This window comes from Nonomuraea angiospora, assembly GCF_014873145.1.
Lineage (GTDB): Bacteria > Actinomycetota > Actinomycetes > Streptosporangiales > Streptosporangiaceae > Nonomuraea > Nonomuraea angiospora.
On record NZ_JADBEK010000001.1, the window covers coordinates 3103292 to 3117980 of the forward strand.

General features: G+C 71.9%; 19 protein-coding genes. 9 read left to right on the forward strand and 10 right to left on the reverse strand.

Annotation, left to right across the window (positions count from 1 at the left end; genetic code table 11):
- Positions 1–48 precede the first annotated feature (48 nt).
- From H4W80_RS14130 to H4W80_RS14145, 4 genes are all read right to left on the reverse strand, one after another.
- On the reverse strand, positions 49–1005 hold the full coding sequence (locus tag H4W80_RS14130) for an alpha/beta hydrolase (protein ID WP_192785512.1): 957 nt from the start codon (positions 1003–1005) through the stop codon (positions 49–51).
- A gap of 101 nt (positions 1006–1106) precedes the next feature.
- Complete coding sequence (locus H4W80_RS14135) at positions 1107–1862, reverse strand: ATP-binding cassette domain-containing protein (RefSeq protein ID WP_192785513.1); 756 nt, start codon at positions 1860–1862, stop codon at positions 1107–1109.
- Positions 1859–2890, reverse strand: coding sequence for an ABC transporter permease (locus tag H4W80_RS14140; RefSeq protein ID WP_192785514.1), 1032 nt, complete (start codon positions 2888–2890; stop codon positions 1859–1861). The genes H4W80_RS14135 and H4W80_RS14140 overlap by 4 nt, the downstream gene beginning before the upstream one ends.
- The gene (locus tag H4W80_RS14145; RefSeq protein WP_192785515.1) at positions 2887–3882 is read right to left on the reverse strand and encodes a sugar ABC transporter substrate-binding protein; all 996 of its coding nucleotides are present in this window, start codon (positions 3880–3882) and stop codon (positions 2887–2889) included. Before H4W80_RS14145 ends, H4W80_RS14140 begins: the two co-directional genes overlap by 4 nt.
- A gap of 118 nt (positions 3883–4000) precedes the next feature.
- Between H4W80_RS14145 and H4W80_RS14150 the strand changes: the two genes are divergently transcribed.
- The gene (locus tag H4W80_RS14150; protein ID WP_225963435.1) at positions 4001–4636 is read left to right on the forward strand and encodes a TetR/AcrR family transcriptional regulator; all 636 of its coding nucleotides are present in this window, start codon (positions 4001–4003) and stop codon (positions 4634–4636) included.
- On the opposite strand, the gene H4W80_RS14155 is transcribed toward H4W80_RS14150, so the two are convergent.
- Positions 4633–5457: an HpcH/HpaI aldolase/citrate lyase family protein gene (locus H4W80_RS14155; RefSeq protein ID WP_192785516.1), complete on the reverse strand. Its 825-nt coding sequence runs from the start codon at positions 5455–5457 to the stop codon at positions 4633–4635. The two genes, H4W80_RS14150 and H4W80_RS14155, sit on opposite strands and share 4 nt — an antisense overlap.
- Complete coding sequence (locus H4W80_RS14160; protein ID WP_192785517.1) at positions 5454–6641, reverse strand: CaiB/BaiF CoA transferase family protein; 1188 nt, start codon at positions 6639–6641, stop codon at positions 5454–5456. The genes H4W80_RS14155 and H4W80_RS14160 overlap by 4 nt, the downstream gene beginning before the upstream one ends.
- Before the next feature lie 57 nt (positions 6642–6698).
- Here H4W80_RS14160 and H4W80_RS14165 point away from each other — a divergent pair, with 57 nt between their 5' ends.
- The 3 genes from H4W80_RS14165 (at position 6699) to H4W80_RS14175 (ending at position 8938) form a co-directional block, all read left to right on the forward strand.
- Complete coding sequence (locus tag H4W80_RS14165; RefSeq protein ID WP_225963436.1) at positions 6699–7352, forward strand: GntR family transcriptional regulator; 654 nt, start codon at positions 6699–6701, stop codon at positions 7350–7352.
- A gap of 124 nt (positions 7353–7476) precedes the next feature.
- Positions 7477–8202: a hypothetical protein gene (locus H4W80_RS14170; RefSeq protein WP_192785518.1), complete on the forward strand. Its 726-nt coding sequence runs from the start codon at positions 7477–7479 to the stop codon at positions 8200–8202.
- 31 nt (positions 8203–8233) lie between these two features.
- Positions 8234–8938: an HAD family hydrolase gene (locus H4W80_RS14175; protein WP_192785519.1), complete on the forward strand. Its 705-nt coding sequence runs from the start codon at positions 8234–8236 to the stop codon at positions 8936–8938.
- Between the two features lie 81 nt (positions 8939–9019).
- On the opposite strand, the gene H4W80_RS14180 is transcribed toward H4W80_RS14175, so the two are convergent.
- Positions 9020–9793 carry an inositol monophosphatase family protein gene (locus H4W80_RS14180; RefSeq protein ID WP_192785520.1) on the reverse strand — a complete coding sequence of 258 codons (774 nt, stop codon included), beginning with the start codon at positions 9791–9793 and terminating at the stop codon, positions 9020–9022.
- 104 nt (positions 9794–9897) lie between these two features.
- On the opposite strand from H4W80_RS14180, the gene H4W80_RS14185 reads away from it, so the two are divergent.
- Positions 9898–10638: a GntR family transcriptional regulator gene (locus H4W80_RS14185; protein WP_192785521.1), complete on the forward strand. Its 741-nt coding sequence runs from the start codon at positions 9898–9900 to the stop codon at positions 10636–10638.
- Here H4W80_RS14185 and H4W80_RS14190 read toward each other — a convergent pair.
- Positions 10582–11229, reverse strand: a complete 648-nt coding sequence (locus H4W80_RS14190; protein ID WP_192785522.1) for a DedA family protein — start codon at positions 11227–11229, stop codon at positions 10582–10584. The two genes, H4W80_RS14185 and H4W80_RS14190, sit on opposite strands and share 57 nt — an antisense overlap.
- A 69-nt stretch (positions 11230–11298) precedes the next feature.
- On the reverse strand, positions 11299–12288 hold the full coding sequence (locus H4W80_RS14195) for an aldo/keto reductase (protein WP_192785523.1): 990 nt from the start codon (positions 12286–12288) through the stop codon (positions 11299–11301).
- Positions 12289–12438: 150 nt separating this feature from the next.
- On the opposite strand from H4W80_RS14195, the gene H4W80_RS14200 reads away from it, so the two are divergent.
- The 3 genes from H4W80_RS14200 to H4W80_RS14210 are packed head-to-tail and all read left to right on the forward strand — an operon-like array spanning position 12439 to position 13378.
- Positions 12439–12756 carry a hypothetical protein gene (locus H4W80_RS14200; RefSeq protein WP_192785524.1) on the forward strand — a complete coding sequence of 106 codons (318 nt, stop codon included), beginning with the start codon at positions 12439–12441 and terminating at the stop codon, positions 12754–12756.
- Positions 12757–12778: 22 nt separating this feature from the next.
- Positions 12779–13066, forward strand: coding sequence for a hypothetical protein (locus H4W80_RS14205; protein WP_192785525.1), 288 nt, complete (start codon positions 12779–12781; stop codon positions 13064–13066).
- Positions 13067–13084: 18 nt separating this feature from the next.
- Positions 13085–13378 (forward strand): hypothetical protein, encoded by a 294-nt coding sequence (locus H4W80_RS14210; protein ID WP_192785526.1) that lies wholly within the window; start codon positions 13085–13087, stop codon positions 13376–13378.
- On the opposite strand, the gene H4W80_RS14215 is transcribed toward H4W80_RS14210, so the two are convergent.
- Positions 13368–14105: a hypothetical protein gene (locus H4W80_RS14215; RefSeq protein ID WP_192785527.1), complete on the reverse strand. Its 738-nt coding sequence runs from the start codon at positions 14103–14105 to the stop codon at positions 13368–13370. The two genes, H4W80_RS14210 and H4W80_RS14215, sit on opposite strands and share 11 nt — an antisense overlap.
- Before the next feature lie 172 nt (positions 14106–14277).
- Between H4W80_RS14215 and H4W80_RS14220 the strand changes: the two genes are divergently transcribed.
- On the forward strand, positions 14278–14655 hold the full coding sequence (locus tag H4W80_RS14220) for a DUF3592 domain-containing protein (protein ID WP_192785528.1): 378 nt from the start codon (positions 14278–14280) through the stop codon (positions 14653–14655).
- Positions 14656–14689: the final 34 nt, after the last annotated feature.

The window sequence follows — 14689 nt, forward strand, 5'->3', positions numbered from 1 at the left end:
GCGGGCCGCGTAATAACGGCCCCGGGGGAACCGCCGCGGGCGCGTAGATCAAGACTCGATCCACCGCCGCAGCATGGTCGTGGCGAGAGTCATGGCCGTCTGGCAGGCGTTCGTGTCGCGCAGCTTGTCGAGCATGACGAAGTCGTGCACGATGCCGGCCATCCGCACCGCGGTCACGTCGTTGCCCAGCTCGCGCAGCCGCGCCGCGTACAGCTCGCCCTCGTCGCGCAGCACGTCCGCCTCGCCCGTGATGACCAGCGTGGGCGGCAGGCCGCGCAGCTCCTCCGACCGGGCCCGCAGCGGCGAGGCGTGACTCTCGGCGCGCTGGGAGGACTCGGGGGTGTACTGGTCCCAGAACCACTTCATGCCGTCGCGGTTGAGGTAGTAGCCGGAGGCGAACTGCCGGTAGGACTCGGTGTCGAAGCTCGCGTCGGTGACCGGGTAGAACAGGCACTGCCCGCGCAGCCGTACGGCGTCGTGCTTCCTGGCCATCATGGCCAGCACGGTCGCCATGTTGCCGCCGACCGAGTCCCCGCACACCGCCATCCGCGTCGCGTCCAGGTCCTTCTCCTTGCCGTGCTCCGACACCCAGCGGGCCGCGACGTAGTTCTGCTGGATCTGCGTGGGGTACTTCGCCTCGGGAGCGCGGTCGTACTCCGGGAAGACGACGGCGGCGCCGCAGCGCACGGCCAGCTCCCGCACCAGGCGGTCGTGGGTGTGGGCGGAGCCGAACACCCAGCCCGCGCCGTGGATGTAGAAGATGACCGGCAGGGTGCCCGTGGCGCCCTTGGGCTTGACGATCCGGACCGGCACCAGGCGGGTCGGGCCGCCCTGGACCTGGATCCACTCCTCGTCGATCTCCGGCCTGGGCACGTTCGGGTCCGACTGGAGCCGTTCCAGCGCCTCGCGCCCCTCCTCGGGCGGCAGCTCGTAGATGAAGGGGCGCCGGGCGGTGGCGTCGGCGAACTCCTGCGCCGCCGGCTCCAGGACGACCCGCTTGATCATTGTGGTCACGATGACCCCCAGGTGAATGTCACGCCGAGGGATTAGTGCCTGTTCGCACCTCCAGACCACCGCCCAAAATCGTCAAATTCCCCCCAAAACGGTCACTCCCGCTCTAGCTCGTGCGCCAGCTCCTCCAGCTCCGCCCCGCCCGCCATGAGCGCGGTCAGCTCCTGCGTGGTGATGTCGGCCTTGCCGTACTCGCCCACGCCGGCGCCCCGGTTGAGCAGCAGGAACCGGTCGCCCACCGGGTAGGCGTGGTGGGGGTTGTGGGTGATGAAGACCACGCCGAGCCCCCGGTCGCGGGCCCGGGCGATGTACCGCAGCACCACCCCGGCCTGCTTGACCCCCAGCGCGGAGGTGGGCTCGTCGAGGATGAGGACGCGGGCGCCGAAGTAGACGGCCCTGGCGATGGCCACCGACTGCCGCTCGCCGCCGGACAGCGTGCCGACCGGCTGGTCCACGTCGCGGATGTCGATGCCCATGGCGCGCAGCTCCTCGCGGGCGACTTTCCTGGCCTTGGCCACGTCGAAGGCCAGGCCCTTCGTCGGCTCCGAGCCGAGGAAGAAGTTCCGCCAGACCGACATGAGCGGGATCATCGCCAGGTCCTGGTAGACGGTCGCGATGCCGCGGTCGAGCGCGTCGCGGGGGCCGGCGAAGCGCACCTCCTGGCCGTCCACCAGCAGCGTGCCGACGTCGTGCTGGTGCACCCCGGCGAGGATCTTGATGAGCGTGGACTTGCCGGCGCCGTTGTCGCCGAGCACGCAGGTCACCTCGCCGGCCCGCACGCCCATCGACACCTCGCGCAGCGCCAGCACCGACCCGAACGTCTTGCCGATGCCCCTGGTCTCCAGGATCAATGCTTCACCTCCTCGGCGTACCGCCTGACCAGGCGGTTGGCCAGCGTCGCCAGCAGCAGCATCGCGCCCAGGAAGAACTTGAACCAGTCGGCGTTCCAGCCCAGGAACACGATGCCCTTGTCGGCCATGCCGAAGATGACCGCGCCGATGGCGGCCCCGATCGCGGAGCCGTACCCGCCCGTGAGCAGGCAGCCGCCGATGACGGCGGCGATGATGTAGATGAACTCCTGCCCGATGCCGATGTTGGCCTGGACGGAGGTGTAGCGCAGCGCGAGGATCGAGCCGACCAGCCAGGCGGCGAACGCCGTCGTCATGAACAGGGCGATCTTCGTCCGGGCGGCGGCCACGCCGACCGCGCGGGCGGCCTGCTCGTCGCCGCCCACCGCGAAGATCCAGTTTCCGGCCTTGGAGCGCATGAGCACCCAGGTGGCCACGGCGGTCGCCAGGATCCACCACACGATCGCCACCCGGAACGAGGTCCCGCCGATCTGGATCGTCCCGGCGAGGATCGCGTTCGCGGTCTCGAAGCCGGAGGCCCGGCGCAGGCCGCTGACCTGCACCGTCCCGGTGATGGCCTTGGTGACGCCGAGGTTGACGCCCTGCAGCATGAGGAACGTGCCCAGCGTGACGATGAAGCTGGGCAGCTTGGTCCTGGTGACGATCAGGCCGTTGGCGAACCCGATGGCCAGCGCCACGACCAGCCCGATGAGCATCGCCGTCCACACGTCGAACCCGTAACGGGTGGCGAGGGTGACCAGGATCAGCCCGCTCGTGCCGGTCAGCACGCCGGCCGACAGGTCGAACTCGCCGCCGATCATGAGCAGCGCGACCGCGACGGCCATGATGCCGAGGGTGGCGGCCGGGTCGAGCCAGTTCGCGATGCCGTCCAGGGACCGGAACACCGGCGACTGGGAGGCGAAGAACACGAACACCACGACCAGCCCGACCACCGCGCCCAGCTCGGGCCGGATCAGCAGCCGGCGGGCCAAACCGACGTCGGCGACCCGCTCATCGGCCGCCAGGGTCATCGCGTGCCCGCCTCGGCCAGCTTGGCCACCTGCTCGGCGTTGTCCTTGGTCACGAAGCCGGGCCCGGTGTTGACGGGCAGGCCGCCGCCGACGGTGTTGAGGTTGTTCTTGTACAGGTTGAGGAACGTGATCGGCAGGTAGCCCTGCAGGTACTGCTGCTGGTCCACGGCGAACAGGATCTCCCCGTCCTTGATCGCGCTCACCACGTCGCCCGACAGGTCGAACGTGGCCAGCTTGGCCTGCGAGCCCGAGTCCTTGATGGCGTCCCTGGCGGCGATCGCGACGGCCGGGTTGAGCGCGAGCACGCCGTTGACCTGCTTGTCCGACTGGAGCTTGGCGGTGACCTTGGAGGTGACGTCGGCCAGGTTGCTCACGTCGACCTGCAGCCGCTCGACCGCGCCGCCCAGCGTCTGCTCGGCGCCCTTGCAGCGCTGGTCGAGGCCGACGTTGCCGGCCTCGTGGATGACGCACAGCAGCTTGGTGACGCCGGCTGCCTTGAGCTGCTCGCCCGCGCCGCGTCCGGCCACGTCCTCCGACTGCCCGACGTGCGTGATCGCGCCGAACGCCTTGGAGGAGTCGGCGCCCGAGTTGATGGTGACCACCGGGATCTTCGCCGCGACGGCCTTGCCGATGGCCTCCTTGAGCGCGTCGGGGTTGGCCATGGAGACCACGATGCCGTCCACCTTCTCCGAGACGGCCTGGTCGATGAGCTGCGACTGCTTGGCGGGGTCGCCGTCGCCCTGATAGGTGACCTTCACCCCGTACTGCTTGCCCGCGGCCTCGGCGCCGTTCTTGACCACGTCCCAGAAGGAGTCGCCGGCGCCTGCGTGGGTGATGACGGCGAAGCTGGCGCTCGCGGCGGCCGGCGCGGCCGCGGAGCTCGCGCCCGAGTTCGCGGCTGTAGCGCTCTGCGCGCTCTGCCCCCCGGAGGAGGAGCAGCCGGTGACGGCGAGCGCGCCCAGCAGGGCCAGCACGATCGGGGTACGTCTCATAGGACACCTCCAAGACCAACGGGCTCGCCCTGGTTCTACCTCAATATCATTTCTATGTATAGACATGCGGACTTGTCCACACTAGAACGGAATCTTACGTTCCGATATACTGGCCGGTATGACGAGCGCACCCATGAGCGGCCGCAAAGCGCAGGCCGCGCGCAACGACGAGTTGATCCTGCAGGCGGCCCGGGCGGTCTTCACCGCCGACCCCGGCGCCCCCATCGCGGCCGTGGCCGAGAAGGCGGGCGTCGGGATCAGCGCGCTCTACCGCCGCTACCCCAGCAAGGAGGCGCTGCTGCAGAAGCTGTGCGGCGACGGCCTCCAGCTCTACATCGAGGTGACCGAGCGGTCGCTGGCCCAGGAGGGCGACCCGTGGGAGGCGTTCGCCGCCTACATGCGCGGCATCGTGGACGCCGACACCAACTCCCTGACGATCAAGCTGGCGGGCACGTTCACGCCGACCGAGGAGCTGGGCCGCGCCGCGGTCCAGGCCTCGTCGCTGGCCACCGAGGCGCACCGCCGCGCGGTGGAGGCCGGCGTGCTGCGGCCGGACGTGACCACGGCGGACATCGCCATGCTGTTCGAGCAGCTGGCCTCGATCAAGCTCGGCGACGAGGAGCGCACCGCGCAGCTGCGCCACCGCTACCTGGCGCTCGTGATGGACTCCCTGCGGGTGCCGCCGGCGCACCGGGACCTGCCGGGCCCCGCCCCCGTGGACGAGGAGCTGTCGACGCGCTGGTACCCGTCCTAGCCCTCCGGCTCGGCCAGGCGGCGGGCCAGCGCCACGGTGCGGCGCGCCCGGGCGACGATGGGGGCGTCCACGAAGCGGCCGTCGGGCAGCGCGACCGCGCCCAGGCCCGCCCGCTCGGCCTGCTCGGCCGCCTCGACGATCTCCGCCGCCCTGGCCGTCTCCTCCTCCGAGGGGCGGAACGCCCGCCTGATCACGGGGATCTGGCGGGGGTGGATCGCGGTCCTGCCGAACATGCCGAGACCGCGGCCCGCCAGGCAGGAGGCCAGCAGGCCGGCCTCGTCCTTGACGTTCGGGTAGACGGCCATGGGCACCGGCGGCAGGCCGGCCGCCGCCGCGGCCAGCACCACCTGGAGCCGCAGGTGGTCCATGGCCCGCTCGTCGGTGATGGCCAGCTCGGCGGCCAGGTCCTGCTCGCCGAGCGCGACGCCGGCGACCTTCGGGTGCGCCGCGATCTCGCGGGCCGCGACGATCCCGGCCGCCGACTCCAGCAGCGCGTACGCCGGAGCGCCGGTGACCGCGTCGAGCACGGCCACGGACTCGACCTTGGGCAGCCGCACGGCGTCGGCGAGCTCCCCGACGGCCTCGAGGTCGGCCGGCCCGCGCGCGGTGGCCAGGTCGTTGACCCGCACGTGGACCCGCGCCTGCCCCTCGGCGCCTCGGCGGGCGCGCAGGTAGGCGACGGCGTTGGCGCGGGCCTCGTCCTTGCGGGCGGGCACGACCGCGTCCTCGAGGTCGATGATGACGACGTCCGCGCCGGAGGCCACGGCCTTGTCGAAGCGCTCGGGCCGGTCGCCGGGCACGTACAGCCAGGTGACGTTCACGCGATCACGCCCTGTTCGCGCAGGGCGGCGATCGCCTCGCCGGTGTAGTCGAGCTCCGCGAGCACCTCGTCGGTGTCGCGCCCGAGCCGCCGTCCCGGCCAGCGGACCTCGCCGGGCGTGTCCGACAGGCGGAACAGGACGTTCTGCAGGGTGACCGAGCCGAGCTCCTCGTCCGGCCTCTCCACGAACGTCTCCAGCGCCGCGTACTGCGGGTCCTCGGCGATGTCGGAGACGTCGTAGATGGGCGCGATCGCGGCCTGCGCCTCCTCGAAGCGGGCGATGACCTCGTCGGCGTCCCGCTCGGCGATCCACGACGCGACGGCCTCGTCCAGCTCGTCCACGTGCTGGACGCGCCCGGCGCCGCTGGCGAACCACGGCTGCTCCACCAGGTCGGGCCGCCCCACCAGGGTGACCACCCGCTCGGCGACGGGCTGGGCGCTGGTGGAGATGGCCAGCCACCGCCCGTCCCGGGTCCGGTACGTGTTGCGCGGCGCGTTGCTGCTGGAGCGGTTGCCGGTGCGGCGCGGCACGACGCCCAGCGCCTTGTACGCGGTCATCTGCGGCCCGAGGATGCCCAGGATCGGCTCGATGATCGCCAGGTCGATGACCTGCCCCCGCCCGCTCTGCTCCCGGGCGCGCAGGGCCACCATGATCGCGTACGACATGGCCAGGCCCGCGATGCCGTCGGCGAGGGCCAGCGGCGGCAGCGTGGGCGGCCCGTCGGGCTGCCCGGTCATGGCCGCGAACCCGCTCATCGCCTCGGCCAGCGTCCCGAACCCCGGCTGCTTGGCCATCGGCCCGAACTGCCCGAACCCGGTCATCCGCGCCACGATCAGCCGCGGGTTGAGCTCGAGCAGGTCTTCCGGGGCGAGGTTCCAGCGTTCGAGGGTGCCGGGGCGGAAGTTCTCGATCAGCACGTCGGACCGCTCGGCCAGGCGGCGCAGGATCGCCTGGCCGTCGGGGTGCGACAGGTCCACGGCCGCGGCGCGCTTGTTGCGCGCGAGCGTCTTCCACCACAGCCCCACGCCGTCCACGGACGCGCCGTGCCCGCGCGAGGGGTCGCCGCGCCGGGGGTGCTCGATCTTGATCACGTCGGCGCCGAAGTCGCCCAGCATCATCGCGGCGGAGGGACCGGCGAACAGGGTCGCCGCGTCGATGACCCGCAGGTCGGCGAGGCTCGTCATAGGTATGTAACTTATAAGAAATATGTCATAGGTCAACCAGACGGGACACTCTTGGACATGTCGCCTACTGAGCCGCGGCCGCCGATGAGCAAGGCCGAGTACGTCTACAGCGTGCTGCTCGACGAGATCCGCACCGCCCGGATCCCGGGCGGCACGGCGCTGCGGGCCGGGGAGGTGGCCCGCCGGCTGGGCGTGTCGGTCACCCCCGTGCGCGAGGCGCTGCGCAGGCTGGAGACGGACCGGCTGATCAGCTACGAGGCGCATCACGGCGCGACCGTCGTGGACCTGGGCGACGAGGCCCTGGCCGAGTACTACGGCCTGCGCGCGGTGGTCGAGGGCCTGGGCGCGCGCCTGGCTGCGGACCGGATCACCCCGGAGGAGCTGGCCGGGCTGCGCGAGCTGCACGCGTCGATGGCCGAGGACGCCGCGCACGGCAGGCACGACCGGCTCGGGGAGCAGAGCAGGCGGTTCCACCTGCGCATCGTGGACATCGGCGGCCCGGCCTTCCTGGGCGCGCACGCCAGGTCCGTGCGCAACAGCTTCCCGGTGCCCGCCGAGGCGTCGCTGTGGCTGGACGAGGCCCAGGTCAAGGCCCAGCTCGAAGCGCACGAGAGCATCCTGGCCGCGCTGGCGGCCGGCGACGCCGAGGCCGCCGAACGCGTCATGATCGACCACGTGCGCCGGGCCGGGGATTACCGGCAACAGCACTGACCGAAGACGTACGTCACGTCCGCCGATGACAAAAATCAGCGTTCGGCCCTGCTCTATTGCAACTCGATTACAGCTGTTGCACGATGGCCACTCAGGTGGTCTGGCACCCGAGGGGGCAGGGACTGTGGCGGACGCGTGGACACTGCATCCCGACTACCGGACCCCTCCGGTCCCCGCGGCCGCAGGCGTCGTCCCGGGCCCCTGGCGGCACCCCGACGGCGGCCAGATCATGAACGGCACCTACGAGCGGCCCCTCCCCGACCGGCAGGTGGAGGTCGTCACCATCTGGTACGGCTACGCGCTCAGCCACTGGAGCGGGCCGCGCATGCCGCGCTTCAGCAGCCCGCTGGTCTCGGCCTGGAACCCGGTGCTGGCCCAGGGGCTGGCCGTCGACCCGGGCTCCCCGTCGCCGTACCACGACGAGCTGTGGTGCGACCGGTGGATCGCCGACGCCCTGCTGTACGGGCGCAAGCCGTACGGCGCGTTCACGCTGCCCGCGGCCGAGGCGCTGCGCTGGTTCGCCAAGAGCGGCGGCACCGGCCTGGTCTACCACGCGGAGCCGGCGGGCGGGCTGATCAGGGTCGTGGCGGGCACGGCCGAGCGCTACGCGCAGCTGTTCGACCTCGACGCGCTGATCGCCGACTACCGCGGCGCGCTGCCGCCCGAGCTGGCCGAGCCGGAGGTGGCGGCGCTGGAGGCGCACGGCGGCCACTCCCCCGCGCTGCGCTACATCCTCAGCGAGAACGGCGAGGCCCGCTTCGCCCAGGCGCCGCTGTCGGTCCGCGGCCTCACCCTCGGATACCCTCCACGGGAGACGGCCGCCCGCATCGCCGCCGCGGCCCTCTCGTGACCGCACCCGCCACCGGAGCCGGAGCCACGCCGTGACCGCCAGACCCATGCCGGGCGTCAAAGGTGTCCTGTTCGACCTGGACGGCACCCTGCTCGACCACCGCAGCGCCGCCGACGCCGCGATCACGGCCTGGATGACCGCGCGCTTCCCCGGCCACCCGCGCCTGGAGGAGGTGGCCGCGCTCTGGGCGGTCCTGGAGGGGCGCTACCTGGCGATGTGGCACGCGGGCGAGTGCACCCATCAGGAGCAGCGGCACCACCGCCTGACCTCGCTCTGCCGGGAGCTGGCCGTGCCGGTGCCCGGCGACCTCGACTCGGCCTACGCCGACTTCGGCGAGCGCTACCGGCAGGGCTGGAGCGCCTACCCGGACACGGCGGGGGCGGTGGCGGAGCTGGGCGGGTTCGCGCTCGGGGTGCTGACGAACGGGGCGCAGCCGATGCAGGAGGCGAAGGTCCGCGCGATCGGGCTGGCCGACCTGGTCGGGCCGGTGCTGACGGGCGAGGTGCTGGGCGGCCACTTCAAGCCGTCACCCGCCTCCTACACCGGCGCTGCCGCGGCGCTGGGGCTGGCGCCGGAGCAGGTGCTGCTGGTGGGCGACGACGTCGACAAGGACGTGACGGGGCCGGCGGCGACCGGGATGCGCTCGGTCTGGCTCGACCGGCTCGGGGTCGAGCCGCCACCCGCCGGCTTCCCGCGCATCACCTCACTGACCGAGCTCCCGCGGCTGCTCCGCTAGCGGCGTCACCGCGACTGCTTCGCCGGCGGAGTCACCGCGGCTGCGTCACCGGCTGCGTCACCGGCTGCGTCACCGGCTGCGTCACCGGGGCGCCAGCTCGGCCAGCACCGAGCCGTCCAGGTCGAAGCCGGCCACGTGCGCCAGGTAGGACCCCTGTGCCAGCGGGTCGCCGAGGTAGACGCCGCCCGCCCGGCGCACCAGCAACGCCCCCGCGGCCACGTCCCAGGGGTGGGCGCGGGTGCCGTAGGCGGCGTCCGACCAGCCGGCGGCGACGTGCGCGAGCTTGAGCGCGGCGCTGCCCGGCTTGCGCACGGCCGAGAAGGACTCCAGGAACCGGCCGTAGCGGCGCAGCGCCTCCTCGCCGTCCGCCTCCAGGTCCGCGGGCGTCGGATAGCTCGACAGCAGCATCGCCTCCCGGTCTCTCGTGGCTCCCGCGCTCCTCATCGGCGTGCCGTTGCACCAGGCGCCCTCGGTGGAGGCGCCGAACTCGTCCTCGCGCACGGGGTCGTACACCACGCCGGCGACCAGCTCGCCGCGCGTGGCCACGGCGATCGACACGCAGAAGAACGGCAGCCCGGCGGCGAAGTTGGCGGTGCCGTCGATGGGGTCGATGTACCAGACGAGGTCGCCGGAGCCGGTCGTGCCGCCCTCCTCGCCGACGATCACGCTCTCGGGCGCGCGGGCGGCGATGACCGCGCGGATGGTCTCCTCGGCGGCCCGGTCGTGCTCGGTCACCGGGTCGTGGAAGTCGCGTTTGGTGGACACCTCGGGCCGGGATCTGAAGGCCTTGCGCAGCCGGGGCCCGACGGCTCTGGCCGCCTCGGTGGCGATGTCCAGCAGGTACGTCACGTCCATCTTCACTCCCGAAACAGGGGAAAGGGCATCATGTCCCTCTATGCCCACTTCGCCCGCCACCGGTTGTTTGTCAGGACATTCTGACCTGCGTTAAGCTGATCAGCATGACCGCGAATCTCGCCATCGACCTGGACCGGTCCAGTCCCGTGCCGCTCTACTTCCAGGTGGCCGAGCAGATCGCCGAGGCCATCCGGCGAGGGGACCTGGCGCCCGGCTCCCGGCTGGACAACGAGATCCTGCTGGCCGACAAGCTGGGCCTGTCGCGGCCCACGATCCGCCAGGCCATCCAGTATCTCGTGGACAAGGGCCTGCTGGTGCGCAAGCGCGGCGTCGGCACCCAGGTCGTCCACGGGCAGGTCAAGCGCTCGGTGGAGCTGACGAGCCTCTACGACGACCTGCGCAGGGCGGGCCAGGAGCCGGCCACGCAGGTGCTGGCCCTGGAGCCGCGCCCCGTCGAGGAGGAGGTCGCCCAGATCCTGGGTGTGGAGGCGGGCGCGGAGATCCTCTATCTCGAGCGCCTGAGGTTCGCGGCCGGGGAGCCGCTGGCGGTGCTGCACAACTGGCTGCCGCTCGGCCTGGCCCAGCTCACCGCCGCCGACCTGGAGAGCCGCGGCCTGTACGAGCTGCTGCGCGCCGCGGGCGTGCGCATGCGGGTCGCCAACCAGCGGATCGGCGCGCGGGCCGCCACCCAGGCCGAGGCCAGGCTGCTGGACGAGCGCCGCGGCGCGCCGCTGCTGACCATGATCCGCACCACCTACGACGACCAGGGCCGGGCCGTCGAGCACGGCTCACACGTCTACCGGGCCTCGCACTACTCCCTCGAGGTCACCCTCATCGAGCGCTGAGGCGGCCCGCCGCTTCAGATAGAGCGTGGTGCAGATCCCGAACACCACGGCCACCGCGAGCCCCACCCACGAAAAGCCCTTCAGCCACTTCTCGGCGACGAGCCCGAGATAGAAGATCACCGTGGTGGTGCCGCCCGCCCACACGATCCCGCCGAGCACGTTGGCGACGGCGAACTTCCAGTACGGCATGCGCAGCGCCCCCGCCAGCGGCCCGGCCAGGATGCGCAGCAGCGCGATGAACCGCCCGACGAAGACCGCCCACACCCCGAACCGCTGGAAATACCCTTCGGCCTTGGCGATGTGCCGGGGCCCGAAGTGCTTCGGGAAGCGCCGCCCGAGCCGCTCGAACAGGGGCGCGCCGCCCCTGCGCCCGATCGCGTACCCCACGGAGTCCCCCAGGATCGCCCCGGCGCTCGCGCACGCACCGACCCAGAAGGGGTGCACCACGCCCTTGGAGGCCAGGATCGAGGCGCTGACCAGGACGATCTCGCCGGGCAGCGGGATGCCGAGGCTCTCGAACCCGATCACCAGCGCGACCATGGCGTAAAGCCAGCCGGCCGGGATCGCCTGCAACCATTCGTCGATATGCACGCGCGCAACCCTAGCGCCGTCACATCACCACAAGACCCGCGATCGAGACCTTCCTTCCGCACCGGACGGTCAGCGTTCGCTGTCCAGCATGGACATCTGCGCCTCGGCGTACCGCGAGCCGGCGGCGGCGCCCTCGGGGACGGCCGCCTCGATGGCCGCCAGGTCCTCGGCGGTCAGGCTCACGTCCAGGGCGCCCAGGGCCTCGGCCAGCCGCTCGCGCCGCCGCGCCCCGACGAGCGGGACGATCTCCTCGCCCTGGGCCAGCACCCAGGCGATGGCCAGCTGCGCGACCGTGGCCCCCTTGGCCTCGCCGAGGCTCCGCAGCGCCTCCACCAGGGTGAGGTTGTGCGCCAGGTTGTCGCCGGAGAAGCGCGGGCTGGCGGCGCGGAAGTCACCGGCGGCCACCTCGCGGTCCTTGGACCAGTGGCCGCTGAGCAGCCCCCTGGACAGCACCCCGTACGCGGTCACGCTGATGCCCAGCTCGCGGCAGGCCGGCAGGATGTCCCGCTCGATCCCCCTGGACAGCAGGGAGTATTCGAGCTGCACGTCGGCGATCGGGTGGACGGCGTGGGCCCGCCGGATGGTCTCGGCCCCGGCCTCCGACAGCCCGACGTGCCGCACGTGCCCCTTGGCGACCTCCTCGGCGATGGCGCCGACGGTCTCCTCGATCGGCACGGCCGGGTCGACCCGCGCGATCCGGTAGACGTCCACGTGGTCGGTGCCGAGGCGGCGCAGGGTGTAGGCGAGCGAGCTCTTGACGGCCGCGGGCCGGCCGTCGTAGCCGAGCCAGTTGCCGTCGTAGTCGCGCTGCGCCCCGAACTTCACGCTGATCTGCACGTCGTCGCGCGAGCGGCCCTCGAGCGCCTGGCGGATGAGCAGCTCGTTGTGGCCCATGCCGTAGAAGTCGCCGGTGTCGAGCAGCGTGATGCCGGCGTCGAGTGCGGCGTGGATGGTGGCGATGGACTCGGACGTGTCGGCCGGCCCATAGAAGTCGGACATTCCCATGCAGCCCAGCCCGAGGTCGGACACGACAGGTCCGCCGGTTCCCAGAGTTCTCATGCGGCCAGTATGCCAATTGGGCTGACAGATTTCAATTTTTGTCAGCCAGTGGAAGCCGCCCGCCCAACGCAGACTCAACGATTCCTCAACAACGCCGGGCCTACCTTCCTGTCATCGGCTCGCAAACCGAGCGACGGGAGGGAGAAGATCATGCGTCTGCGCACGTCAGCGGCCGCCGTGGCGCTCGCGGGGGCGGTCACGGCGGGCTTCGCCGCCGGACCGGCCTCAGCCGCCACCACCAGCGCCACCAGCGCCCAGGCCGCCGCGCCCTGGTGCCTCGGGCACCGCCTCAACGCCAAGGGCGCCGTGGACAAGCTCTGGGTCTGGAACAGCTGCAAGTCCAACCAGAGCTACAAGGTCAGGCTCGCCAACGTGCCCGACCTGGCCTGCCGGCAGCTCAAGCCGGGCGGCGCCGACTACTTCACCTGGGGCTGGCCGGGCCGCTTCGACGGCCTGGTCACCTGCTGAGACCACGGAAGGGAACAGGCACATGCGCACCAGAACGATCCTCGCCGCGGGCGCCTTCGCGGCCGCCGCCATCGCCGTCTCGCCCGCGCCCGCTCAGGCCGCGGCCCCGTCCTGCCTCACCTACAAGCTGGACGACCGGGGCGCCCAGGACGAGCTCTACGTGTGGAACACCTGCAAGCACCCGGTGAGCTACAAGGTCAGGCTGGCCAACGGGGCGGACCTCCACTGCGACTACAAGACCCCCAACAGCGGCTACGACAAGTGGTGGTGGAAGTGGCCCCGCCGCTTCGACGGCCTCGTCAGCTGCTGACCGGAAGGAGCCGAGAACATGCGCGCGATCGCCATCGCCCTGCTCGCCGGCCTCACCACGGTAGGTGTCGCGGCCCCGGCCGCCCAGGCGTCGGCCGCCGGCCGGGCGCCGTCCTGCCTGGCGTACAAGCTGGACGACAGGGGCGCCCAGGACGAGCTGTGGGTCTGGAACAACTGCAAGAAGGCCGTGAACTTCCGCGTCCGGCTCGCCAACGGGCCCGACAGCTACTGCACCTACAAGGAGCCGCGCTCCACGTACAGCAAGTTCACGTGGGAGTGGCCGCAGCGGTTCGACGGGCTCATCACATGCTGAGGTCCCCCGTCTCCATGTAGATCTCGTCCACCACCTCCACCTGGGCGTGGAAACCGTGCTCCCCGGTACGGGAGACGCCCAGGTCGAAGTCCCCCTCCGCCGTGTCGCCGGCCACGAGCCGCCGCCGGGGCGTGTCCACCCGGCCGAACGTCACCGGCACCGGACGCCCGAAGTCCGCGGGCGGCTCTCCGGTGACGCCGGGCTCGTGGCGCACGGTCCCCCGGACCAGGCGGACGGCGAGGACCTGGTCGAAGTCGGGGCGGGCGGTGATCTCGTGCGCGAGGTGCAGCCCGCCCGCCCGGCCGAAGCACAGGTAGCCCAGCGGCGCCCGGTCGTCGTGACGCGCAGCCGGGTCGAGCCGCCGGAAGAACAGGACTCGCGTGATCCGCGCCGTGACGTCCTCGGCGACCGGGACGCCGCCGCGCTCGAAGTGCCCCCGGAAGACGGTGCCCCGCACCGAGGTCCGCACCGGCCCGCCGTCGGGGTCGAGCTCCAGGATGTCGAACGGGTCCGGCACGAACGTGCGCAGGCCCTCGATCTTGCGCACCGCCTCGCGCACGTCGTCGCGGAAGCCGACCTCCATGAGCACCTGGAAGCGGTGCGCCGGGACGTGGAACATCGGCAGGTGCGAGAAATAGAGCGGGTCGTCGCCGAAGAGCAGCATTCCGTGGACGTCGAACGTCTCGGGCTGGGCCCGGTGATGGGCAGGGTCGTGGTGCGCGCGCATCGTCGCCTCCGGTTTTCCGCTGGGCACCCAGTACAGCCCCGCGGCCCGGTGAACGCCTGAGTACGGGCTACTCAATCGCCCCCCTGTAATCGGCGCTCAAGCGGCGTGCAATCCGCCTCGCGTACAACTCGGGACAACGCCCGCGGCGGGCGAGGAGAGGGCGGGGAGAGCGATGGGCACGGGACTGGGGCTGGCACTGGCGATCACGGGCGCGACGATGCTGGTCCTGGCGTGCGTCTGGCTGCCGTTCCTGATCGCCTCCTGGACCGGCCGGCAGCTCCTGGCCACCGGCATCGCCGCGCAGGCGGTGATCGAGTCGATGGCCGACACCGGCGTGACGATCAACGGGCAGCCGCTCGTCAGCTTCGTCCTGGGCGTGCGGACGCAGGACGGGCAGGTGCACCGGGTCACGCACCGGCAGTCGCTGCCGCGCCTGCCCATGGGCATGGTCGTGCCCGGCGCGGTGGTGCCGGTCAAGGTGGACCCGCAGCGGCGCGACCGGGTGCGCATCGACTGGGCGTCCTGGCGCCCCGCCCCGCACGGCGCGTAGCCGCCCAGCGTCAAACCGACCCGTCCGGTGGTTT

Bases quoted from the DNA above. Each gene is read 5' to 3' on its own strand.
- H4W80_RS14220 (WP_192785528.1), top strand. From the start codon at position 14,278: ATGGGCACGGGACTGGGGCTGGCACTGGCGATCACGGGCGCGACGATG.
- H4W80_RS14205 (WP_192785525.1), top strand. From the start codon at position 12,779: ATGCGCACCAGAACGATCCTCGCCGCGGGCGCCTTCGCGGCCGCCGCC.
- H4W80_RS14195 (WP_192785523.1), bottom strand. From the start codon at position 12,288: ATGAGAACTCTGGGAACCGGCGGACCTGTCGTGTCCGACCTCGGGCTG.
- H4W80_RS14160 (WP_192785517.1), bottom strand. From the start codon at position 6,641: ATGACGAGCCTCGCCGACCTGCGGGTCATCGACGCGGCGACCCTGTTC.
- H4W80_RS14145 (WP_192785515.1), bottom strand. From the start codon at position 3,882: ATGAGACGTACCCCGATCGTGCTGGCCCTGCTGGGCGCGCTCGCCGTC.
- H4W80_RS14130 (WP_192785512.1), bottom strand. From the start codon at position 1,005: ATGATCAAGCGGGTCGTCCTGGAGCCGGCGGCGCAGGAGTTCGCCGAC.
- H4W80_RS14180 (WP_192785520.1), bottom strand. From the start codon at position 9,793: ATGGACGTGACGTACCTGCTGGACATCGCCACCGAGGCGGCCAGAGCC.
- H4W80_RS14200 (WP_192785524.1), top strand. From the start codon at position 12,439: ATGCGTCTGCGCACGTCAGCGGCCGCCGTGGCGCTCGCGGGGGCGGTC.
- H4W80_RS14215 (WP_192785527.1), bottom strand. From the start codon at position 14,105: ATGCGCGCGCACCACGACCCTGCCCATCACCGGGCCCAGCCCGAGACG.
- H4W80_RS14150 (WP_225963435.1), top strand. From the start codon at position 4,001: ATGACGAGCGCACCCATGAGCGGCCGCAAAGCGCAGGCCGCGCGCAAC.
- H4W80_RS14165 (WP_225963436.1), top strand. From the start codon at position 6,699: ATGTCGCCTACTGAGCCGCGGCCGCCGATGAGCAAGGCCGAGTACGTC.
- H4W80_RS14140 (WP_192785514.1), bottom strand. From the start codon at position 2,890: ATGACCCTGGCGGCCGATGAGCGGGTCGCCGACGTCGGTTTGGCCCGC.
- H4W80_RS14185 (WP_192785521.1), top strand. From the start codon at position 9,898: ATGACCGCGAATCTCGCCATCGACCTGGACCGGTCCAGTCCCGTGCCG.
- H4W80_RS14210 (WP_192785526.1), top strand. From the start codon at position 13,085: ATGCGCGCGATCGCCATCGCCCTGCTCGCCGGCCTCACCACGGTAGGT.